Origin of the sequence: Rhodococcus sp. 05-2256-B1 (genome assembly GCF_002258465.1) — a bacterium.
GTDB lineage: Bacteria > Actinomycetota > Actinomycetes > Mycobacteriales > Mycobacteriaceae > Rhodococcoides > Rhodococcoides fascians.
Genome location: NZ_NOZA01000021.1, coordinates 215,649 through 236,880 on the forward strand (window position 1 = coordinate 215,649; position 21,232 = coordinate 236,880).

18 protein-coding genes are annotated in these 21,232 nt (G+C 65.5%); 8 read left to right on the plus strand and 10 right to left on the minus strand.

Annotated elements, in window-relative coordinates:
* Positions 1-2: 2 nt before the first annotated feature.
* Together CH285_RS12100 and CH285_RS12105 are read left to right on the plus strand one after the other, a co-directional pair.
* On the plus strand, positions 3-2,396 hold the full coding sequence (locus CH285_RS12100; protein ID WP_032374638.1) for a helicase-associated domain-containing protein: 2,394 nt from the start codon (positions 3-5) through the stop codon (positions 2,394-2,396).
* 128 nt (positions 2,397-2,524) lie between these two features.
* A complete protein-coding gene (locus CH285_RS12105) occupies positions 2,525-4,900 on the plus strand; it encodes a DNA polymerase III subunit gamma and tau (RefSeq protein ID WP_094644241.1) in 2,376 nt (791 codons plus the stop codon).
* A gap of 3 nt (positions 4,901-4,903) precedes the next feature.
* Here the strand turns inward: CH285_RS12105 and CH285_RS12110 are convergent, their stop codons facing one another.
* A complete protein-coding gene (locus CH285_RS12110; protein ID WP_027494552.1) occupies positions 4,904-5,146 on the minus strand; it encodes a hypothetical protein in 243 nt (80 codons plus the stop codon).
* 233 nt (positions 5,147-5,379) lie between these two features.
* On the opposite strand from CH285_RS12110, the gene CH285_RS12115 reads away from it, so the two are divergent.
* Together CH285_RS12115 and CH285_RS12120 are read left to right on the plus strand one after the other, a co-directional pair.
* The gene (locus CH285_RS12115) at positions 5,380-6,591 is read left to right on the plus strand and encodes an acetyl-CoA C-acetyltransferase (RefSeq protein ID WP_027494551.1); all 1,212 of its coding nucleotides are present in this window, start codon (positions 5,380-5,382) and stop codon (positions 6,589-6,591) included.
* A 9-nt stretch (positions 6,592-6,600) separates the two neighbouring features.
* Positions 6,601-8,736 (plus strand): 3-hydroxyacyl-CoA dehydrogenase NAD-binding domain-containing protein, encoded by a 2,136-nt coding sequence (locus CH285_RS12120; RefSeq protein ID WP_094644226.1) that lies wholly within the window; start codon positions 6,601-6,603, stop codon positions 8,734-8,736.
* Between the two features lie 61 nt (positions 8,737-8,797).
* On the opposite strand, the gene CH285_RS12125 is transcribed toward CH285_RS12120, so the two are convergent.
* The 4 genes from CH285_RS12125 to mihF form a co-directional block, all read right to left on the minus strand.
* Complete coding sequence (locus CH285_RS12125) at positions 8,798-9,454, minus strand: GntR family transcriptional regulator (protein ID WP_176458574.1); 657 nt, start codon at positions 9,452-9,454, stop codon at positions 8,798-8,800.
* A 13-nt stretch (positions 9,455-9,467) separates the two neighbouring features.
* Entirely contained in the window at positions 9,468-10,640 is a 1,173-nt protein-coding gene (locus CH285_RS12130) for a cation:proton antiporter (RefSeq protein ID WP_027494548.1), read from the minus strand.
* A gap of 19 nt (positions 10,641-10,659) precedes the next feature.
* Positions 10,660-11,142 (minus strand): cation:proton antiporter regulatory subunit, encoded by a 483-nt coding sequence (locus CH285_RS12135; protein ID WP_027494547.1) that lies wholly within the window; start codon positions 11,140-11,142, stop codon positions 10,660-10,662.
* Positions 11,143-11,224: 82 nt separating this feature from the next.
* Positions 11,225-11,539 (minus strand): integration host factor, actinobacterial type, encoded by a 315-nt coding sequence (mihF, locus tag CH285_RS12140; RefSeq protein ID WP_008712632.1) that lies wholly within the window; start codon positions 11,537-11,539, stop codon positions 11,225-11,227.
* Between the two features lie 343 nt (positions 11,540-11,882).
* Between mihF and CH285_RS12145 the strand changes: the two genes are divergently transcribed.
* Positions 11,883-12,935 (plus strand): alpha/beta hydrolase, encoded by a 1,053-nt coding sequence (locus CH285_RS12145; RefSeq protein ID WP_052073582.1) that lies wholly within the window; start codon positions 11,883-11,885, stop codon positions 12,933-12,935.
* A 16-nt stretch (positions 12,936-12,951) separates the two neighbouring features.
* Here CH285_RS12145 and CH285_RS12150 read toward each other — a convergent pair whose 3' ends face one another.
* On the minus strand, positions 12,952-13,854 hold the full coding sequence (locus tag CH285_RS12150) for an oxygenase MpaB family protein (protein WP_032374635.1): 903 nt from the start codon (positions 13,852-13,854) through the stop codon (positions 12,952-12,954).
* A gap of 2 nt (positions 13,855-13,856) precedes the next feature.
* A complete protein-coding gene (locus CH285_RS12155; protein WP_371828129.1) occupies positions 13,857-15,374 on the minus strand; it encodes an aldehyde dehydrogenase family protein in 1,518 nt (505 codons plus the stop codon).
* A 102-nt stretch (positions 15,375-15,476) separates the two neighbouring features.
* Here CH285_RS12155 and CH285_RS12160 point away from each other — a divergent pair, with 102 nt between their 5' ends.
* Positions 15,477-16,151: a GntR family transcriptional regulator gene (locus CH285_RS12160; RefSeq protein WP_045841450.1), complete on the plus strand. Its 675-nt coding sequence runs from the start codon at positions 15,477-15,479 to the stop codon at positions 16,149-16,151.
* 6 nt (positions 16,152-16,157) lie between these two features.
* Here CH285_RS12160 and CH285_RS12165 read toward each other — a convergent pair whose 3' ends face one another.
* Genes CH285_RS12165 through CH285_RS12175 form a run of 3 tightly spaced genes read right to left on the minus strand, consistent with a single transcriptional unit; the run spans position 16,158 to position 19,431 of the window.
* Positions 16,158-18,524: an FdhF/YdeP family oxidoreductase gene (locus CH285_RS12165; protein WP_094644227.1), complete on the minus strand. Its 2,367-nt coding sequence runs from the start codon at positions 18,522-18,524 to the stop codon at positions 16,158-16,160.
* Positions 18,525-18,572: 48 nt separating this feature from the next.
* On the minus strand, positions 18,573-18,833 hold the full coding sequence (locus CH285_RS12170) for an acyl-CoA-binding protein (protein ID WP_032364582.1): 261 nt from the start codon (positions 18,831-18,833) through the stop codon (positions 18,573-18,575).
* Between the two features lie 28 nt (positions 18,834-18,861).
* Complete coding sequence (locus CH285_RS12175) at positions 18,862-19,431, minus strand: TetR/AcrR family transcriptional regulator (protein WP_045841449.1); 570 nt, start codon at positions 19,429-19,431, stop codon at positions 18,862-18,864.
* A gap of 23 nt (positions 19,432-19,454) precedes the next feature.
* On the opposite strand from CH285_RS12175, the gene CH285_RS12180 reads away from it, so the two are divergent.
* Together CH285_RS12180 and CH285_RS12185 are read left to right on the plus strand one after the other, a co-directional pair.
* Complete coding sequence (locus tag CH285_RS12180; protein WP_045841448.1) at positions 19,455-20,387, plus strand: oxygenase MpaB family protein; 933 nt, start codon at positions 19,455-19,457, stop codon at positions 20,385-20,387.
* 28 nt (positions 20,388-20,415) lie between these two features.
* Positions 20,416-21,198, plus strand: coding sequence for an alpha/beta fold hydrolase (locus CH285_RS12185; protein WP_032387971.1), 783 nt, complete (start codon positions 20,416-20,418; stop codon positions 21,196-21,198).
* Positions 21,199-21,232: the final 34 nt, after the last annotated feature.

Sequence of the window (21,232 nt, forward strand, 5' to 3'; positions counted from 1 at the left end):
AGATGACCGAGAAGATCGGGACGTACGAGGGGTGGCTGGCCTCGCTCGACGAGGACGCACTGACGGATCTGTTGCGACGTCGACCGGACGTGGCAACCGACCCGCCACCCCGCTCGTTCGGGTTGCTCGCGCAACTCCTCGGCTCGCCCTGGCGGGTGGCGGCCTTACCGCGGAAACTCGACAGAGGTGCGCTCGACCTGCTCGAGTTGTTCGCGCTCATGGAAGATCTCAGCCGCGCCGAGATCGGCCACTGGACGGGCGAGGGAATCTCGAACGAGACGGCGCATATCGATACGGCCCTGAACACGCTGATGGCCTACGGCCTGATCTGGCCGCACACGGCAGGGGGCTCGGACGCGGTCGAGTACCGCCCCGTCGATCTGTCCGGCGTGTTCTCGCACCCATTCGGGCTTGCCCGTAGGCAGCGAAAGTTGTTCTTGCACTGCGCCGTCGAGCAGGACCGACTTGCTTTGCTGACCCGCCTCGGAGTCGACTCCTCGCACGATCGAGCCGAACGCGCCGACGCCGTCGCGGCCGCGATGACCCCCGAACGTATCCGAGCTTTGTACGACGACGGCCCGCCCGAAATGCGAGAGATGTTGTCTCGCTTCGTCGATGGACAACCGGCGTCGTTGATCTTCGACGTGCCGCCGACCGCGGGTACCGCAGCCTTCGAGCGCGGATTGCTGTATCGATTGGACGGGCATCGCGTCGAGATGCCGTTGGAAGTGAGCATCGCGCTGCGAGGAGACGGGTGGCGATTGCCCATCGAGCTCAGGCCGCCGGAATTCGCCACTCGTGTTCTGTCGCAAAATGACTCGCGGCGAGCGCGCTCCATCGCCTTGCTGCAGTTCTGTGAGCACACGCAGGCGTTGTTGACGGCAATCGACACCGATGGCCTGGCAATGATGAAGACCGGTGGCCTCGGCGCCAAAGAACTCCGTGCGCTGACTGCTCGTCTGGGATTCGCCGACGAGCATTACACCGCGCTGATGCTGATGCTGGCGCGCGAAGCCGGTTTGCTCGCTGACCGGGGAAAGACCGGTATCGCATTGACCTCGACGTACGAAACATGGTCGACGAGCTCGCGATCCGAACAGGCGGCAGCATTGTTGGCCGCGTGGTGGTGCTCGTCCTTCACACCGACCCACCGGGTGCCGCGATCCTCCCAGAAGACCGCGCCGGTACTCAAGAAGATGCTCGACGATCCCGCGGCCGCAGACGTGCGCTCGACGGCCTTGGCGGCGCTTCTGCGCCTCGACGGATCCGACAGCCCGACGCCGGTGTTGTCCGATCCCGACGAATTCGCCCGCTACCTCGAGTGGCATATCCCGGTGGTCTCGACGAGCGCCGGGCCCGGCCACGTGCGCGCACTCTGGGCCGAGGCCACCCGCCTCGGAGTTCTGGTCGACGGCGCACCGACCGATCTGTGCGCCACCCTGACGGACTTCCGAGTGGGCCGAGACGGCGACCCGCGCCAGATCGCCTCCGCGCTGGCAACGCAGCTACAAGATGTGGCCGAATGGGTGCCGTTCTCGGTGCGCCTGCTGCCCGATTCGACCGCAGTGGTCACCGGGCCGCCGAGCACCGAGGTGGCGTCGATACTCGGTGCGGCCGCGCAACCCGAGTCGCGGGAAGTGGCATCGGTCTGGCGGTTCACGCCGGCGACGATCCGCAGCTTCTTCGACACCGGCGGCACCGGGGAGGAGTTGATCGACGCCCTCGCCGAGATGGCCGCCACCGACGTTCCCCAAGCCCTGGCCTACACGATCCGAGACTGTTGGCGCACCTACGGCGCACTGGCCGTGCGCAAGATCCCGTGCGCCATCGTCTCCGAGGACGTCGTATTGCTGACGAACATCGAGACGGACGAGGCATTGGCGGTGCTGAAGTTTCAGCGGCTCGCGCCGACAGTCCTGATCAGTTCTGCCACACCCATCGACACTCTCGCGGTGCTGCGCAGGCACGGATACTCCCCGGTGCGACATTCCGACACCGGCCGGCTCGAGCTGGACAGCGCGACCAAGGTCCGCGCCAACACCACCCGAACCCCGCACCCGAGCGCACCTGCAGCACCACGTCGACGCGAATCACGCGAGCTGGCACGGCTGCTGCAGACAGGCGACCCCGGCACCGTCGACGACGCACGGGTGCGCTCCGCACTCGGCAGGCACAGCAGACTGCTGCCACGGGAGCTCGATGCGCTGACCGACGCCGCAGCGCGCGGCGCACCCGTCTCGATCGACTATCAGAACTCCAAAGGCGCAATCGTGCGGCACGCGATCTCGGACGCGCTGCAGGACGGCAATTGGCTACTCGCGCTGTCGACGTCCACCGGCACCCGGGAAAGCTTCGCGATCATGAACATCAGAGCGGTGTCCGCCGGTCCGCACTGATGCACGATGCAACCGAGCCGTGGGTTCCACCGCGCACACCGACGCGCGATGCAACTGAGCCAATGGTTCCACCGCGCACACCGACGCGCGATGCAACTGTGTCGTCGGTCGCCGGTACCCTTTCGGGCGTGGCCCTCTACCGGAAGTACCGTCCCGCGACGTTCGCCGAAGTCGTCGGTCAGGAGCACGTCACCGAACCGATCAGCGTGGCGCTCGATTCCAACAGAATCAACCACGCCTATCTCTTCTCAGGCCCTCGTGGCTGCGGAAAGACGTCCTCGGCACGCATCCTCGCCCGATCGCTGAACTGCGCCGAAGGACCGACCTCCACCCCCTGCGGTGTGTGCAACTCCTGCGTCGCACTGGCACCGGGCGGGCCCGGCAACTTCGACGTCGTCGAGATGGACGCAGCCAGCCACGGTGGCGTCGACGATGCCCGCGATCTTCGAGACAAAGCCGTGTACGCCCCGGCCGAGTCGCGCTACGTCATCTTCATCATCGACGAGGCACACATGGTCACCCCGGCCGGCTTCAACGCGCTGCTCAAGGTCGTCGAGGAACCGCCGGAGCACCTGGTCTTCATCTTCGCGACCACCGAGCCGGAGAAGGTGCTCCCCACCATCCGCTCGCGAACCCACCACTACCCGTTCCGACTGCTCGCGCCGTCGACGATGCGCGGCCTGCTCGAGAAGATCTGTGGTCAGGAACAGGTACCGGTCGAGGACGCGGTCTATCCACTCGTCATCCGCGCGGGTGGCGGTTCTCCGCGTGACTCGCTGTCGGTCATGGACCAGTTGCTGGCCGGAGCCGGACCGGAAGGCGTCACCTACCCGCGAGCTCTGTCGCTGCTCGGCGTCACCGACGTCGCGCTGATCGACGAGGCCGTCGACGCACTGGCCGCGGGAGACGGCGGCGCACTGTTCGGCACCGTCGACAAGGTGATGGACGCGGGCCACGACCCACGTCGCTTCGCGATCGACCTCCTCGATCGCATGCGAGACCTGATCCTCATGAAGGCCGTACCGGACGCCGGTGAACGTGGCCTGGTCGACGTGCCGGGCGACGTCCTCGAACGACTCCGCGACGAGGCGGACCTGCTCGGCTCGGCGACGCTGACTCGCTACGCCGAGATCGTGCACTCGGGCCTCGGCGAAATGCGAGGGGCCACCGCGCCGCGCCTGCTGCTCGAAGTGATGTGCGCACGGATGCTGCTGCCCTCGGCCTCCGATGCGGAATCGGCTGTGTTGCAGAGGCTCGAACGCGTCGAACGTCGCCTGGACGTCACCCTTCCTGCCGGCGAACAGGCCGCAGTGGCACAGGCAGCCGCAGACCCGACACGACCACAGCTGCCCGCGACCGAAGAGCCTGCACCCTCCGGCCCGCCCCCGGTGAACAAATTCCAGCGACCGTCCCAGCGACAGCCGGCCGCCGAGTCCGCCCCCGCTCCGGCGCCAACCCCCGCTCCGACACCAGCGCCTGCGCCTGTCGCGGCACCCGAACCCAAGGCGATCCCGGAACCGTCGCAGGTGCCCGAGCCTGCAAGCCCCGAGCCCGCTCCCACGCCCGAGCCCGCTCCCACGCCCGAGCCCGCTCCCACACCCGAGCCTGCAGCCCCCGAGCCGGCTCCCGCACCCGAACCGGTCCCGACACCCGAACCGGCTCCTACACCCGAACCAGCTCCGACACCCGAGCCAGCTCCGACCCCCGAACCGGCACCGGCACCGGCACCGGCACCCGAGCCCGCACCGGTCGCGACTTCCTCTGCAGTGCAACAGCATTCGGAACCATCGCTCTCTCACGAGGATTTTCCGCCGGAGCCCGAGGACGAGTACGGCCCGGAACCCGAGCCGGTGTACGAATCCGAGCCCGAGCATGTCGCGGCACCCGCGGCTGCCTCCAACGAGCCGGATGCGGCAGCCGTCCGCGCGGTGTGGTCCGAGGTGCGAACCAAGGTACGAGAGCGAAGCAGGACCGTCGAGGTGATGTTGTCCGGTGCGTCGGTACGCACCGTCGAGAACGGCACCATCACTCTGGGCCACGATTCGGCACCGCTGGCGAAGCGTCTCGAAGAACCCCGCAACGCCGACGTCATTCGGGACGCGTTGCGTGACGTGTTCGGCGTCGAATGGTCGGTGGTCTGTCTGGTGGGTGCTGCGGCACCACCGGAACCGTCATCAGCAAAAAAAGATGAACCGGCAGCGAAACCCGCGTCGCTGCCGAAGTTCTCGAGGCCGAGCCAGGCAGGGGCTCCCCGTCCGACGTCGGACGGTTTCGGTTCAGCGGGCGATGGATCGGACGCAGATATTCCGATGCCCGAGGCCCCGGACTATCCCGATGATCCCGAGCCGGTAGGTCCGCCGCCTCCGGAGACGCCGGAGGACGAGGAAGAACTGCTCAAGGCCGCGGCCGAACCCGCGGACCCGTCGGTTCGTCGGGACCCGGAAACGGTCGCCATGGAGCTGCTGGTGAGCGAACTCGGAGCGGTACCGCTCAAGGAGATCTGAGGCTCAAGCGAGCGTGAGATCGTCGGTGTCGACGAATACCAATCGGCCGCTGTCGAGAGCGACGGCCCAACGCTTGGCGACGGCCCAGTCCCGCGAGGTGCTGTCGGTCGCTTGGACTCCGAAGTCGTCGACGATCGCGCCTGTCTCGTAGGCGTCGGATCCAGAGCTGTCGGCTCCGGACTTGTCGTCGTTGCGAGTGCGTACCTTGACGCGAGCGCCCACGGTCGGTTCGTTGTCGGTTTCCATGGTCGGTCTTCTTTCGCCTTCGGTCGATCTGACGCATCGTAATTTCCCATGACGGGGTCGTTCAAACCTGAACCGCATCGTGGGTCATGCGAAACGCTCGTTTCGGTCCTTATGTCGGATCGGTATGCCAACTTACTGTGGCATGAGCTGAGGTCTGTCATGGCCTCGCACCGACGCGATCGGCCGGCACGGCGATCGCGACAAGATCGAGTATGTGGAAGGAACTGCGCGCTGTGACTACAGAGGCATTCATTTACGAGGCCATCAGGACTCCCCGAGGTAAAGGAAAGAACGGCTCCCTGCATTCGGTGAAGCCGATTTCCTTGGTGACTGGGCTGATCGACGAGCTTCGTCGACGTTTCCCCGACATGGACGAGAACCGAATCTCCGACCTCATCCTGGGCGTGGTCTCGCCCGTCGGAGATCAGGGTGCCGACATCGCCCGCACGGCCGTGCTCGCAGCCAAGATGCCCGACACCGTCGGCGGCTTCCAGCTCAACCGCTTCTGCGCGTCGGGCCTCGAGGCCGTCAACCTGGCCGCGCAGAAGGTGCGCTCGGGCTGGGACGAACTGGTCGTTGCCGGCGGCGTCGAGTCGATGTCTCGCGTGCCGATGGGCAGTGACGGCGGCGCCTGGGCCATGGACCCGGCCACCAACTACGACACCTACTTCGCCCCGCAGGGCATCGGTGCCGACCTGATCGCCACCATCGAAGGATTCACCCGCGAGGACGTCGACGCGTATGCAGTCCAGTCCCAGGAGCGCGCCGCAGCGGCGTGGTCCGGTGGTTACTTCGCCAAGTCCGTCGTTCCGGTCACCGACCAGAACGGTCTGCTGATCCTCGATCAGGACGAGCACATGCGTCCGGGCAGCACCGTCGAGTCGCTCGGCAAGCTGAACCCGGCATTCACCGGTATTGCGGCCATGGGCGGGTTCGACGACGTGGCGCTGCAGAAGTACCACTGGATCGAGAAGATCGATCACGTCCACACCGGCGGAAACAGCTCCGGCATCGTCGACGGCGCAGCCCTCGTCCTCGTCGGCAGCGAGCAGGCGGGCAAGGACCTGAACATGGTCCCGCGCGCCCGCATCGTCGCGACGGCCACCAGTGGTGCCGACACGACCATCATGCTCACCGGACCGACCCCGGCGTCGAAGAAGGTTCTCGCCACCGCGGGACTGACCGTCGACGACATCGATCTGTTCGAGCTCAACGAGGCGTTCGCTTCCGTCGTGCTGCGTTTCCAGAAGGATCTGAAGATCCCGAACGAGAAGCTGAACGTCAACGGCGGCGCCATCGCCATGGGCCACCCGCTCGGTGCCACCGGAGCCATGATCACCGGCACCGTGCTCGACGAGCTCGAGCGCCGCGGCGGCCGGTACGCCTTGATCACCCTGTGCATCGGCGGCGGCATGGGCGTTGCCACCATCATCGAGCGAGTCTGAGGTAGAACGATGTCTGACAACATGATTCAGTGGGACCAGGACGCCGACGGCATCGTCGTTCTGACGATGGACGACCCCAACCAGGGCGCCAACACGATGAACCAGCTGTACAAGGACTCGATGGGCGCGACGGTCGACCGCCTCGAGGCCGAGAAGGACAGCATCACCGGAGTCGTGCTGACCTCCGCCAAGAAGACGTTCTTCGCCGGCGGCGATCTGCACACCCTCATCGAAGCCAAGCCCGAGGACGCCCAGCGGGTGTTCGACGAGGTCCAGGAAGTCAAGGGACAGCTGCGTCGGCTCGAGAAGCTCGGTAAGCCGGTCGTGTCCGCCATCAACGGCGCGGCACTCGGCGGCGGACTCGAGATCGCGCTCGCGACGCATCACCGCATCGCGGCCGATGTTCCCGGCGTGCAGATCGGTCTGCCCGAGGTCTCGCTCGGTCTCCTGCCCGGCGGCGGCGGCGTTGCCCGCATCACCCGGCTGCTCGGCATCCAGACCGGCTTCATGACGGTCCTCGCGCAGGGCACTCGGTTCCGTCCGGCCAAGGCTCTCGAAATCGGTCTGGTTCACGAATTGGTCGGCAGCATCGACGAATTGGTGCCCACCGCCAAGGCATGGATCAAGGCCAACCCCGAGGGTGGCGTCGCACCGTGGGACGTCAAGGGTTACAAGATCCCCGGCGGTACGCCGTCGAACCCGAAGCTCGCGCAGATCCTGCCTGCTTTCCCGTCCAACCTGCGCAAGCAGATCAAGGGCGCACCGATGCCGGCTCCGCGCGCGATTCTCGCTGCGGCAGTGGAGGGTGCGCAGGTCGACTTCGACAATGCGTGCACCATCGAGTCGCGGTACTTCACCGAGTTGGTCACCGGTCTGGTGTCCAAGAACATGATTCAGGCATTCTTCTTCGACCTGCAGGCGATCAACGCCGGCAAGTCTCGTCCCGACGGCATCGAGAAGACCACCTTCACCAAGGTCGCGGTTCTCGGCGCAGGCATGATGGGCGCGGGCATCGCGTACGTGTGTGCCAAGGCCGGAATCGACGTGGTGCTCAAGGACGTTGCGATCGAGTCGGCGCAGAAGGGCAAGGCGTACTCCGAGGCCATCGAGGCCAAGGCACTCTCGCGTGGCAAGACCACCCAGGAGAAGTCGGACGCTCTGCTCGCACGTATCCACCCGACCGCCGATGCCAAGGACGTCGAAGGTGCCGACCTCGTCATCGAGGCCGTCTTCGAGTCGGAAGAGTTGAAGCAGAAGGTCTTCCAGGAGATCGAGGACCTCGTCGATCCGACGGCGTTGCTCGGTTCCAACACCTCGACGCTGCCCATCACGAGCCTCGCTCAGGGCATCAAGCGTCAGGAAGACTTCATCGGAATCCACTTCTTCTCACCGGTGGACAAGATGCCGCTGGTGGAGATCATTCGCGGCGAGAAGACATCGGATGCCGCTTTGGCCAAGGCATTCGACCTGGTGCAGCTCATCAAGAAGACCCCGATCGTCGTCAACGACAGTCGCGGCTTCTTCACCTCTCGCGTGATCGGCACCTTCATCAACGAGGCCATCGCGATGTTGGGCGAGGGCGTCGAGCCGTCGACCATCGAGCAGGCAGGTCTGCAGGCCGGTTACCCGGCTGCGCCACTGCAGCTTTCGGACGAGCTCACGCTCAACCTGATGCAGAAGATCCGCAAGGAGACCTACGACGCCATCAAGGCTGCCGGCGGAACTCCCCCCGAGGATCCGGCCGGCGAGGTCATCGACAAGATGGTCGACGAGTTCGAGCGTCCGTCGAAGGCCAAGGGTGCGGGCTTCTACGAGTACGAGGACGGCAAGCGCACCGGGCTGTGGCCCGGACTGCGTGATGCGTTCAAGTCGGGTTCGGCGGACATCCCGTTCGAGGACCTCAAGGAGCGCATGCTGTTCATCGAGGCCATCGAGACGCAGAAGTGCTTCGACGAGGGTGTCCTGAACACCACCGCCGACGCCAACATCGGCTCGATCTTCGGCATCGGCTTCCCGGCATGGACGGGTGGCGTGCACCAGTACGTCGTCGGCTACCCGGGTGGTCAGGCCGGATTCGTCGCTCGCGCGGACGAATTGGCCAAGAAGTACGGCGAGCGCTTCCAGGTTCCGGCCTCGCTGCGCTGACCCCATGTGAGTGGAAACGCGTAGCAGGCTACGAGTTTCCACTCACATGCGCGTAGCGCTCTCACCCGCGATGCGCGATCAACCTCTCGGCGCCGTCTGTGAATTGTTGCTTCATCAATTCGCAGGCGGCGTCGATGTCGTTTCGAATCAGGGCCGCGATCAGATCCTCGTGATTGCGCACGGCTGCTCGGCCCCAGTCGCGGTCGGTGGCGTAGAGACGGGTCGGGGTGTAGCGGGTGGCGTTGTTGAGAAACCACGCCAACTTGGACGACTCGGCCAGACGGTTCAGCACGCGATGGAACTCGAACTCGATGTTCTCGACGTCCTCGGCCCGGCCGTTCTCGACGGCGACCGACAGGGCAGCGGTCAGCTCGGCGAGCCTGTCGAGTTCGACCTCGGTGATCTTCGGTGCCGCCCGGCGCACGAGTTCGACCGCGATCTGCCCCTGCAGCCAGAAGATGTCGACGATGTCGCTCGGCGTCAGCGCAGACACCACATAGCCGCGGTGGGGGACGAGCTCGACGATGCCCTCACCGCGCAAGGTCAGTAGCGCCTCACGCACAGGTGTGACGCTGACGCCCAGCTGAGCTGCGGTCTCGTCGAGCCGGATGAAGTCTCCCGGACTCACCTCTCCGGACATCACCAGGTGCCGGACGTGGCTGGCGACTTCCTCGGACAACTGCGGCCGTCGCCTCAGAGCCGTCCGCTTGTCTGCCATGTCGAAAAGCCAATCACACCGCGGGCTTGGTCCGGAGCACAACCTTCGCGACGGGTTCGACGACGCGAGCAGCGATCGGCCCCAGGATGGCCATCAGCAGCACGTATGCGGTCGCCAGGGCTGCCAGTTCGCCTTCGACAGCTCCTGCGGCGACGGCCAGTCCGGCAATGACGATGGAGAACTCTCCGCGCGCCACCAGAGCCGCACCGGCGCGTAGTCGTCCCGGCCTGCCGATTCCCTGCCTACCTGCCGCCCACCAGCCCGTCGCGATCTTGGTCGCGGCGGTGGTGACGGCGAGGACGACGGCCCAGCCCAACACGGGCGGGATGGTCGACGGGTCGGTGCCCAGACCGAACACGACGAAGAACATCGCAGCGAACAGGTCGCGTAGGGGTTCGAGGACGCGGGTCGCGTTGTCGGCCGTCGAGCCCGAGATCGCGATTCCCAACAGGAACGCGCCGACGGCCGCCGAGACTTGCAGTTCCGACGCGATGCCGGCCACCAGCAGGGCGGATCCGAGGACTTTGAGCAGGACGATTTCGCGGTCGGGACTGTCGACGATCGCCGAGACGAATCTGCCGTATTTCAGCGCGACGACCAACACGAAGGTGATGACGAACAGTGAGATGCCGAGGGCTTCGAGTCCGCCGAGGAAGCTGACTCCGCTCAGGACGGCGGTGAGGATCGGGAGGTAGATGGCCATCGCAAGGTCTTCGAACACCAGGATCGACAGTACGACGGGGGTTTCACGGTTTCCCAGTCGGCCCAGGTCGGTGAGAACTTTGGCGATGATTCCCGACGACGAGATGTAGGTGACGCCGCCCATCACGAGCGCCCCGACTCCGCCCCAGCCGAGCAGCAGCGCGACGACGGCACCGGGCGCGAAGTTGAGGACGATGTCGACCAGACCGGCCATCCACGATCGACGCAGGCCGGTGACGAGCTCTGTTGCGGTGTATTCGAGGCCGAGCAGCAGCAACAGCAGGATGACGCCGATTTCGCTGGCGATCTCGCTGAACTCGTCGATGCCGCCGAGGTTGACGAAGCCGCCGTTGCCGAAGGCCAGTCCGCCGAGCAGGTAGAACGGGATGGGGGAGACGCCGATCCGGCCGGCGAGGCGAGCGAGAAGTCCGAGAACGAAGAACACGGCACCCAACTCGGTGAGGGCGAGCGCGCTCTCGGCCACGGGTCAGCCCCGACTGATCTCAGGCATTGCCGAGCAACTTGGCTGCTGCGTCCAGTCCGTCCGCGGTGCCGACGGCGACCAGCAGGTCACCTGCGGCGAGCGTGAAGTCGGGGGTGGGAGACGGTTGTACCTGGCCGGCGCGCATGACAGCGACGACGGATACTCCGGTCTTGGTGCGCATGGCGGTGTCGCCGAGTGTGCGGCTGACGAACCGTGAATTCGCGCGAATGGGGAGTTGACGAGTGTTGATTCCGGGGAGGTCGCGATGCTCTTCCCCGAGCTGAGCAATGAGTTGCGGCGACCCGAGCAGATTGCCCAGGGCCGCCGCTTCCTCATTGCTCAGGGTGATGGACGCCTGCGTCGCATCGGGGTCGTCCTTGCGCGAAACGATCAACTCGTTCGCGCCGTCCTTGCGGGTGATGACGCCGATGCGGCGCCCGGAAGCGAGGGCAAAATCTTTCCGCACCCCGATTCCGGGCAGCAGGGTCACTTCGACGTTCATGGTCGAAATGCTAGCCCTGCAGGCAACGCGTTATCGCAGGATCAGGAGTGGAGCCTGCAGGAACGACCCATGAAAATGTGAATCAGGATGCGACGGCAGCGAGCAGCGCCTCGCGCTGGTTTGCGCCGAGGCCGCCGATGCGGCGCGTATCTGCGATGGACAGCTGCTCGAGCAGCTGTGCGGCGCGCACGGATCCAACGCCCGGCAGGGCCTTGATCAGCGCGGACACCTTGGTCTTCTTGACGATCTCGTCGTTCTCCGCCTTGGCGAGGACGTCAGCGACGCTCAGTTCGCCGGACTTGACGGATGCGAGCAGCTTCGACCGCGCAGTGCGTGCCTCGGCCGCCTTGGCCAGCGCCGCGGTGCGCTGTTCCGGTGTCAATACTGGTAAAGCCATGGCCTGTTCTCCTCGATTGTGGTGACCCGTCGCTCGTTGACAGGTCTCGACCCTCTTGCATCGTGCCTGGTGGCTCTTCCAATCTAACCGAACAACACGGGTGTCATTCACGGTCGAACCACCGAACCTCCCTCGCCAGGCTACGTCCTATCCGATTCGGGGTGTGCCCCGACCAGCACTTCGGCCTTCCGGAGCCGGTGTGTGCTGGGTGTTCGACGCCTCGAGCCGGCTCGGTCGGGAGCGGTCGCGTGCGTTTTTCGAGGGGCGACGTCGAGTGCCGTGCCGCGGGTTACGGGCAGCGTACCCATATCCGAACGGTCGGTCGGATTGTTATTCTGGCGGCATGATGCGAACCCGAGGACTGCTGGCCGGACTGGCCGCGTCGATGCTCCTGCTCGTCGGCGCGGGTACCGCGGCCGCTGCTCCGATCAACGTTCCGTGGTCACCCGACGACGCGCTCGATTCGGAGGTCAGCTTCGAGTCCGGTGGCATCACCTTCTACGGCAGCCTTCGCATGCCGGTCGGCGAGACCCGCGGCGTGGCATTGGTGCTGCCGGGCAGCGGGCCGACCGATCGCAACGGGAACTCGGGTGATCTGCAGCTGAACACGACCGCATACGTCGCCGACGAGTTGTCCCGACGCGGTATTGCGAGCCTGCGTTTCGACAAGCTCGGGAGCGGCCGCACCGGCCTGGCCGGGGTGGATCCGAACAACCCGCCCGGCTTCGATGCGCAGGTCGACAATGCCGCGGACGCACTGGCTTTCCTGCAGCAGCGCACCGGTGTCGGGGCGGATCGCACGACGGTGATCGGGCACAGCGAGGGTGCACTGACGGCACTGCGCCTTGCTGATGCCGACAGCGCGGCGTTCACCCATGTCGGCCTGCTCGAGCCGTTGTCGATCCGTTACCTGGATCTGCTGACCGCGCAGGTCGATCGCAACATCGGCGAGGCCGTGGCGGTCGGCCAGTTCACCGAGGAGCAGGCCGCGTCGTCGCGGGATCGCTTCGCGCAGGCCGTCGCCGATATTCGCGCGGGACGACCGCTGTCTGCCGAACCCGACCCGATCGTCGACGGTCTGGGACTGCGGCAGAGCGCCACCTTCCTGCGGGAAGCGGATGCCACGGACCCGGCGGATCTGGCTGCCGCGCTACCGGACTCGTACTCCTCGTTCCTGACCTGCTCGGACAAGGACCTGAACGTGTCCTGCGGCCAGGTCGAGAACGTGCGAGTGGCCCTGGGCCACACCGATCTCCACTTCGCGCACTTCGCCAACAGCTCGCACATGCTGGGCGAGCTCGGCCCGCTGCCCGCCGATCCGAACACCGCCCTGGCGCCGCTGCCGCTCTCGGGGGAGTTTCGCGATGCGTTCGGTCGGTGGGTGGACGGACTCTGACCCGTCGAGTTGGCAGTTACGTCGTCGCTACCGGACAACCGCGAATCGGTGATGCGGCCTGGGTGCCCAGATCTTTCGGGCTGTACCCGACGGGATAGCCGGGGTAGGTCTTGTTGCCTGCGTCGGCCGTAGTGCGTGAGTGTTTTCTCGTGGGCAGGAAGCGCTCCACGCGGGCCTTGGTCCGCAGCGCCCGCACCGCGGCCCGTTCCAGCGTGGGTGAGCCGGCGGGGAAGCCGAATGCGTTCGCCATCCGATCGTCGAGCAACGCGAACACGCCCTGCCGGACGGCCGGGGTGAGCGCGGCGGGAAACCACGAGCAGTAGAGATCGAGGGTGTAGGTGCCGATGCGGCGGTTGTCCTCGCTGAAGCGGAACGTGCGTTCTTCGTAATCGAGCTTGAACTGTGCGAACTCGGTGTACGACTCCGGAATGTCTTTGATGCCCATGCGTTTACCCACTTCGCTGTAGAAGTGGAAGGTCGCGAGCCGCTCGTGGGGATGCAGGCGACGCCACCCGTAGGTGTCGATCCATTCGATGGGCTCGTAGATGAACGTCGTGAGCACGTACAGCATGTCGTCGTTGCAGATGTCGTACTGCGCGTGCATTCGATTGACCGTCCGCAACGATTCGCGACCTCGTTCGGAGTCGTATCCGTGTTCGACCATTTCCGACATCAGCAGCGAGGTGTCGTCGTACCGCTTCTGCGGTCGCTTCTCGAACTCGCCGGTCCGGGCCAGCAGAGCGGAGATCGTCGGCACGCAATACGTTCGGAACAAGGCGAATTCGAGGGCCCGCTGATAATCCCAGGGGAACTCGTACCCCGCGGTGATCCGGTGAATGGTGTGACAGTCGCGGACCGGGTCGAGTTCCTCGACGCGGCGCAACCACCCGTATCGACCCCGACCCGGCGCGATGTCCATGGTCAGCCTCGTCCGTGGCGAAGTTTGAGCGCCAGCACCGAGAGCTTCATGTTCCGGGCTTTGCGCTTCATCGTCAGCAGATCGATCGGTGCCGCGAAGCCCTGCACGGTCAGTGATTTGACGGTGCTGAATTCACGAAGACCGTCGTCGCCGTGGATGCGCCCGAAGCCCGAGTCGCCCGTTCCGCCGAACGGTAGGGCCGGGACGCCGGCGAAGCCCAGCACCGAATTGACCGTCACGACACCACAATCGAGCTTCTCGGCGGCGCGTCGCCCGACCGCGGTGTCCTTGGTGAACACCGATGCACCCAGACCGTAGGAGGACGCGTTGGCACGGGCGATGGCCTCGTCCAGGTCGCGGACCTTGTTGACGACGACGGTGGGCCCGAACGTCTCCTCGGTGATCGCGGTCGAATCCTCGGGAACGTCGGTGAGGACGACGGGGTCGATGTACGGCCCGTGCAGTGAGTCGAGACCTCCCACCAATGCGGTACCGCCCTTGGCCAACGCATCCTCGATCTGGCCGCGGACGATGTCGCTCTGCTTGCCCAGCGTCATCGGGCCGTAGGACGAGGTCTTCGATCCACCGGGCTTCAATTCCTTGACCGCCCTGGTGAATTCGGCGACGAACCGGTCGTACACCGGGGCGGCGACGTAGATTCGTTCGACTCCGGCGCAGGTCTGCCCGGCATTGCCCATCGCGCCGAACGTCGCGAACTCCACGGCCGCAGAGATATCGGCGTCGGCGTCGACGAGCATCGCGTCCTTACCGCCGCACTCGGCGATCAGCGGCGTCAACGATTTCGCGCACGTGGCCATGACTTTCTTGGCCGTCGCGGTCGAGCCGGTGAACGCGATCTTGTCGACGCCGGCCTCGACCAGGGCAGTGCCGGTGGAACCGTCGCCGGTGATCGTCTGGAACACCGGGTGGGGAGCGGCGAGCGACTGCCACTTCTCGGCCAACCAGACCCCAACACCCGGAGTGAGTTCGCTGGGCTTGAAGACGACGGTGTTGCCTGCGGCGAGGGCGTACGCGATCGACCCCATCGGGGTGTAGAGCGGGTAGTTCCACGGCCCGATGACGCCGACGACGCCGAACGGGCGGTAGCTGACGTAGGCCTTCTGGTTGATGGCGAGCAGACCCGATCCGACCCTGCGCTGTTTCAGGGTCTTGCCGGCGTGGCGCGCCGCCCAATCGATGTGCTCGACGCCCAACATGACTTCCAGCAGGGAGTCCTCGTCCGGCTTGCCGGTTTCGGCGGCGATGACGGCGGCAAGGCTCGCGGCGTCGCGGGCGATCGCGGTCTTGAATTCCAGGAGCCACCGCTTACGGCCCTCGAATCCCTGCGCGTCCCACCACCGGGCGGCCGAGCGAGCGCGGGCCACGGCGATCTCGACCTCGGCGGCGTCGGCGATCGGGTACGTGGCGAGTGCGAGACCCGTTCTGGGATCGAGGCTTTCGAAGGTGCTCTCGTTCGTTCGTTCGATCTGGTCCGTCACGGGCTCTATCCTCCAGCAGATCGCATCACATATATTTGATGTGATTCAATGTTGTCCAGGACACACTATGCGTCCGTCACCGTTGCAACAACCCCCGCCGCCCCGCTGTGCAGGAGATGTGGAATGAGCCTCGATCTCACGCGCACGGCATCATCGAAACAGCCGATTCCGCGACGTCCGCAGTTGTCCGAGGACGTCGCCGTGAGCATCCGCCGAAGGATCGTCGCCGGTGCGCTGAAGCCGGGGACGTTCGTCCGCATCGACGAGACCGCAGCCGAGTTGGGAGTCAGTGCCACCCCGGTACGCGAGGCGCTGGTGTCGTTGCGCGGCGAAGGGTTGCTCGAATCGGTCCCGCATCGGGGCTATCGCGTCGTCGAACTGACACGGCGGGACATCGACGACATCTTCTGGTTGCAGGGCACAATCGCCGCGGCATTGGCCGAGCGGGCATCCCGCGGGGTCACCGCGGAGCATCTCCAGCAGTTGACCACCCTCAACGACGACCTACGCGACGCCGTGACACGCACCGACGCCGATGCCGTCGAACGGTGCGAGTTCGAGTTTCACCGCGCCATCAACAAGATCGCAGGCGGCACCACATTGGCGTGGTTTCTGCTCGGTGCCGTCAAGTACACCCCGACGCATCTACATGCGTCCGACACCGACTGGGGACGACGGGCGGTACGCGGCCACGAGGAATTGATCGAGGCGATGCGTCGAGCCGATCACCGGGCCGCCGGTGAACTGATGCGACATCAGTTCACCGACGCAGCGACCCTGGTTCGATCGTTCAGCTGAGTCCGCTCAGCTCAGGTGATGCGGCTGGGGGTGCGACTTGTGCCCCTCGTCCGAGCCCTCGTTGTCCTGATGACCGTTCGACGTGCCCTGCGCTCCTGTTCCCGCCGGAACCATCGAGATGATCACCGACTTCGAAGTAGGGCAGTTGCTCTGCAGCGCAGTCGAATCCAACGGAATCAGCGGATTGGTCTCGGGGTAGTACGCAGCAGCCGACCCACGCGGGGTGTCGTACTCGACGATGCGGAACGACGGCGCGCACCGTTCCACGTCGTCGTCGTCCCACTTGGTGACCAGATCGACCATGTCGCCGTCGCGGAAGCCGAGCGTCGAGATGTCTTCTCGGTGCACGAAGATCACGCGTCGGCCGTTCTCGATTCCGCGGTAGCGATCGCTGAGGCCGTAGATCGTCGTGTTGAACTGATCGTGGCTGCGCAACGTCTGCAGAATCAGATGGCCGGGCGGAACCTGCAGCACGTCGATCGGCGAAACGGCGAATTCGCCCTTCCCGCTCTTGGTTTCGAACGTCCTGCTGTCGCGAGGGGGATGCGGTAGAACGAAGCCGCCGGGGCGTCGAACATTGACCTCGTACCCTTCGCAACCGGCGACGACGCGCGAGATGTGCGTGCGAATGTTGCGGTAGTCGTCGCGGAAACCCTTCCAGTCGAGACCGTATCGGTCGCCGAGTGTCGCCTCGGCGATTCCGCTGACGATCGCGACCTCCGAGCGCAGGTACGGGCTCGCGGGCTTCAGCGGTCCTCGTGACGAGTGCACCGAGCAGGTGGAGTCCTCCACCGAAATCCATTGCTCACCACTGGCTTGCACGTCCTTCTCGGTGCGTCCGAGGGTCGGCAGAATGAGAGCGGTCTCGCCGCAGACGAGATGCGAACGGTTGATCTTCGTGGAGATCTGCACGGTCATGCGCATCTTGCGCAGCGCCTCGAACGTGACGTCGCTGTCGGGCGTCGCCTGTACGAAGTTGCCGCCGAGGCCGAGGAAGAAATGGGCCTTGCCGTCGCGCATGGCGCGGATCGAGTCGACGGTGTCCAAGCCGTGCTCACGGGGCGGCTCGAAGTCGAACTCTGCCGCCATGGCGTCGAGGAAGGCCACCGGAGGGCGCTCCCAGATGCCCATCGTTCGGTCGCCCTGCACGTTCGAATGGCCACGAACCGGAAGCAAACCGGCACCGGCCTTACCGATGTTTCCTTGCGCGAACGCGAGATTGGTGACTTCCTTGATGGTGGCGACGGCATTGCGATGCTGCGTCAGACCCATCGCCCAGCAGAAGACGGTGGCCTTGGAGTCGCGCAGCATCTCGGCGGCCTCGGTGATCTGCTGCATCGACAGGCCGGTGACCTCGGTGACGAGATCGAAATCGACCTCGGCAACGTGTGCCTTCCACTCGTCGAATCCGACGGTGTACTCGCCGAGGAATTCGTGATCGAGGGCGTCCCACTTCACCAACAGCGCCCCGAGGGCCTGGAACAGAGCAAGGTCGCCGTTGAGCTTGATCGGCAGGTGCAGATCCGACAGATCGGTACCGGGACCGACCATGCCGCGCGGTGTCTGGGGGTTCTTGAAGTTCAGCAGTCCCGCTTCGCGAAGGGGATTGATGGACAAGATCTTTGCGCCGTTCTGCTTCGCCAGCTCGAGGGCGGAGAGCATGCGCGGGTGATTCGTGCCGGGATTCTGGCCGGCCAGGATGATCAGTTCGGCGTTGTGTACGTCGTCGAGCGTGACGCTGGCCTTGCCGATGCCGATGGATTCCTGCAGCGCAATGGACGTCGACTCGTGACACATGTTGGAGCAGTCGGGCATGTTGTTGGTGCCGAACGACCGAGCGAACAACTGGTAGATGAACGCGGACTCGTTGGACGCACGACCCGAGGTGTAGAAGATGGCCTCGTCCGGGCTGGCCAGGCTCTTCAACTCGTCGCCGATCAGACGGAACGCATCGTCCCATTCGATGGGCTCGTAGTGGCTACCGCCGGGGAGCTTGATCATCGGATGCGTGATGCGGCCCTGCTGACCCAGCCAGTGTTCGGTGTGCGCATCGAGCTTGGCAATGCTGTGCTGCGCGAAGAACTCCGGAGTGGCCCGCGTGGTCGTCGCCTCCTCGGCGACGGCCTTGGCACCGTTCTCGCAGAACTCGGCGGCGTGCCGATGACCCGGATCGGGATCGGGCCACGCGCAGCTCATGCAGTCGAAGCCCTCGGCCTGGTTCAGCTTGAGGAGCGTCTGCGCGGTGCGCTTGGGACCCATGTGTCCCAGCGCGCGCTTCATCGACACCGCGACGGCGGTGGCACCTGCCGCATGGGTCTTCGGCTTCTCGATGTCGAGCTCGGCCTCGTCGACGTCGCTGTCGGTGCGTCTCATGCGGGTCCCTTCGTTGCGTTACCCCCGCCCTCGACCATAGCCGTAGGCTCAGCCGGCGAGGAGTGCGGTCACCAAATCCACGTACTGCTGTTTCGCCGAATCCTGGCTCGTGCCTTCGAGCTTCGCCCAGGCATCGAACTTCGCCCGATTCACCATGTCCAGCCGTCCGGGACGCTTACCCGTCACGTCTCCGATCGAACCTTGCTTGAAGAGCGAGTACAGGCGCAGCAGATCGTCGTTGCTCGGCTTGGACGTGAGCTTCTTGACGTCAACCTGCGCATCGGCGAACGACTGGTCGAGATCGGACATGAACGAGCTCCTTCGGCTGTAGGTGCCGTCATCCTTGCACGGCGGCCTGCTCGAGGATGCGAATACAGTGCGCGACGAGAGCGTCGCGAGTGGCGTCGAGGGTGCCGTCCAGAAAACCGATGAACAGCGCCGTCAACGCGCCGACGGTTCCGACGGCGACGAGCTGCCGGTCGACGGACTCGGGTAGCCGGGCACGAACCAGTTCGACGAACCCGGGCAGTAGGTCGAGTCCGCGTCGGCTCAGCGCAGGTTCGGCCAACGGAGCGATCAGCAGCACTCGTCCCATCCGAGGCTCGTCGACGACGATTTCGACGAACGCCCGGACGGGCGCGGCCACGGCGTCCTCCGGTGATGCTCCGGCGACGGCGTCCTCCAGGGCCTCCTGCGCTCGGGCCCCTACCCAGGCGTAGACCGCGCGAACGAACGTGTCGCGATCGGTGAAGCTCTCGTAGAAGTAGCGCTCGGTGAGTCCGGCTGCGCGGCACACGGCGCGGACGTTGACCGCGGGTCCCTCCTGCGCGCCGAGGAGTTCGATCCCGGCGTCGAGCAACGCGTCGTATCGCTTGGATCTGCGCTCTTCCAACTGTTGACTACGCATGTTGTCGAGGCTACTTTGACAACATGCGTAGTCAGTTCGATCGACCCGTCCCACTCGGTCCCGACTCGCTCACCTGGAAGTACTTCGGTGACTGGCGCGGGATGTTGCAGGGCGTGTGGGCGGGGTCGATGCAGAACATGCACCCGGGCCTCGGAGCGGGCGTCGAACAGCATTCGACGTTCTTCGACGAGCGATGGCAGCGCCTCTACCGATCCCTGTATCCGATCGGGGGAGTGGTGTTCGACGGCGACCGCGCCGAGGAAACCGCTCGCCAGGTTCGCGGCTACCACAACGACATCAAGGGAATCGACTCGAAAGGGCGCACGTATCACGCCCTCGATCCCGACACCTTCTATTGGGCACACGCGACGTTCTTCATGGGCACGGTGCTCACCGCCGACCGTTTCATGGGCGGACTGACCGAAACGCAGAAAGTGCAATTGTTCGACGAGCACGTGCAGTGGTATCGGCTCTACGGCATGAGCATGCGATCGGTGCCCGAGACCTGGGCCGAATTCCAGAAGTACTGGGAGCACATGTGCACACACGTGCTGGAAGACAACATGGCTGCACGTGGAGTACTGGATCTGTCCGCGCTCGGCCCGCCGCCGTATGCCTCCTGGCTGCCGGAACGAGTGTGGGCCGTGCTGCGCAGACCGGTGGCATCGTTGTTCGTCTGGATCACCGTCGGGCTCTACGACCCGCCCGTCCGGGAGCTACTGGGATACACGTGGTCGGAGCGGGACGCACGACGGTTCGCGGTGTTCGGCAGGGCGGTGAACCTGGCGTTCGGGCTGGTGCCGCGTCGTCGCCGACTCCATCCGCGCGCCCGAGCCGGCTGGGATCGTGTCGCGGGCCGCAGGCCGGAATCGGCTCCTCTGGTGCACACGCCTGCCCGCAATCTGCCGCCGGCGCAGCGTCGCTCGCACCCGTCGCACTACAGCCCGAAAGTGTAAGTTTCCGGTCTCCGGGTACGACGCGGGTATGTACAACGTCAGAACTGGCAGCGGGTCGCCGCTGGTCCTCGTCCACGGGCTCGGGTCCTCGTACCGCAACTGGGATCCGATCGTCCCGGCACTCGCGGAGCACCGCGAGGTCATCGCCCTCGATCTCCCCGGGTTCGGACGGACACCGCCGCTGGCCGACGTGTCCATCGCGTCGTTGACCGATGCCCTGCGCGCGTACCTCGACAGCGAGGGATTGTCCGACGCCGATCTCGTCGGCAGCTCGATGGGCGCGCGGATGGTCGTCGAGCTGGCTCGGCGGGGTCACCGGGGGTCGATGGTGGCCCTCGATCCGGGCGGCTTCTGGAACGACCGTCAGGTCAAGGTGTTCGGGGCGACCATCACCGCATCGCTGGCGTTGATGAAGCGGGCGCAAGCGCTGGTGCCCTTCCTGGCCGGGAACCCGATCACCAGAACCGCTGCACTGGCGCAGTTCTCGGCCGCGCCGTGGAAATTGCCGAGCGGACTGGTCGAACGGGAGCTGAAGGGCTTCTCTGCCAAGACTTCACCCTCGCTCGACGCCGCTCGCAAGGCACTGATCCACGGGCCCAAGCAGCAGGGTGCCCCGAAAGGTTCCCTGCAGGGGTCGCTGCTCATCGGCTGGGGCCGTCAGGACAAGGTGACGACGCCCAGCCAGGCAGAGGTGGCGATGCAGCGTTTTCCCGACGCCACCCTGCACTGGTTCGACAAATGCGGACACTTCCCGCACTGGGACCAGCCGACCGAAACCGCCCGAGTCATCCTGCGGGCGACCGGTCGCTAGCTCCCATGTGAGTGGAACCTCGTAGCCCGCTACG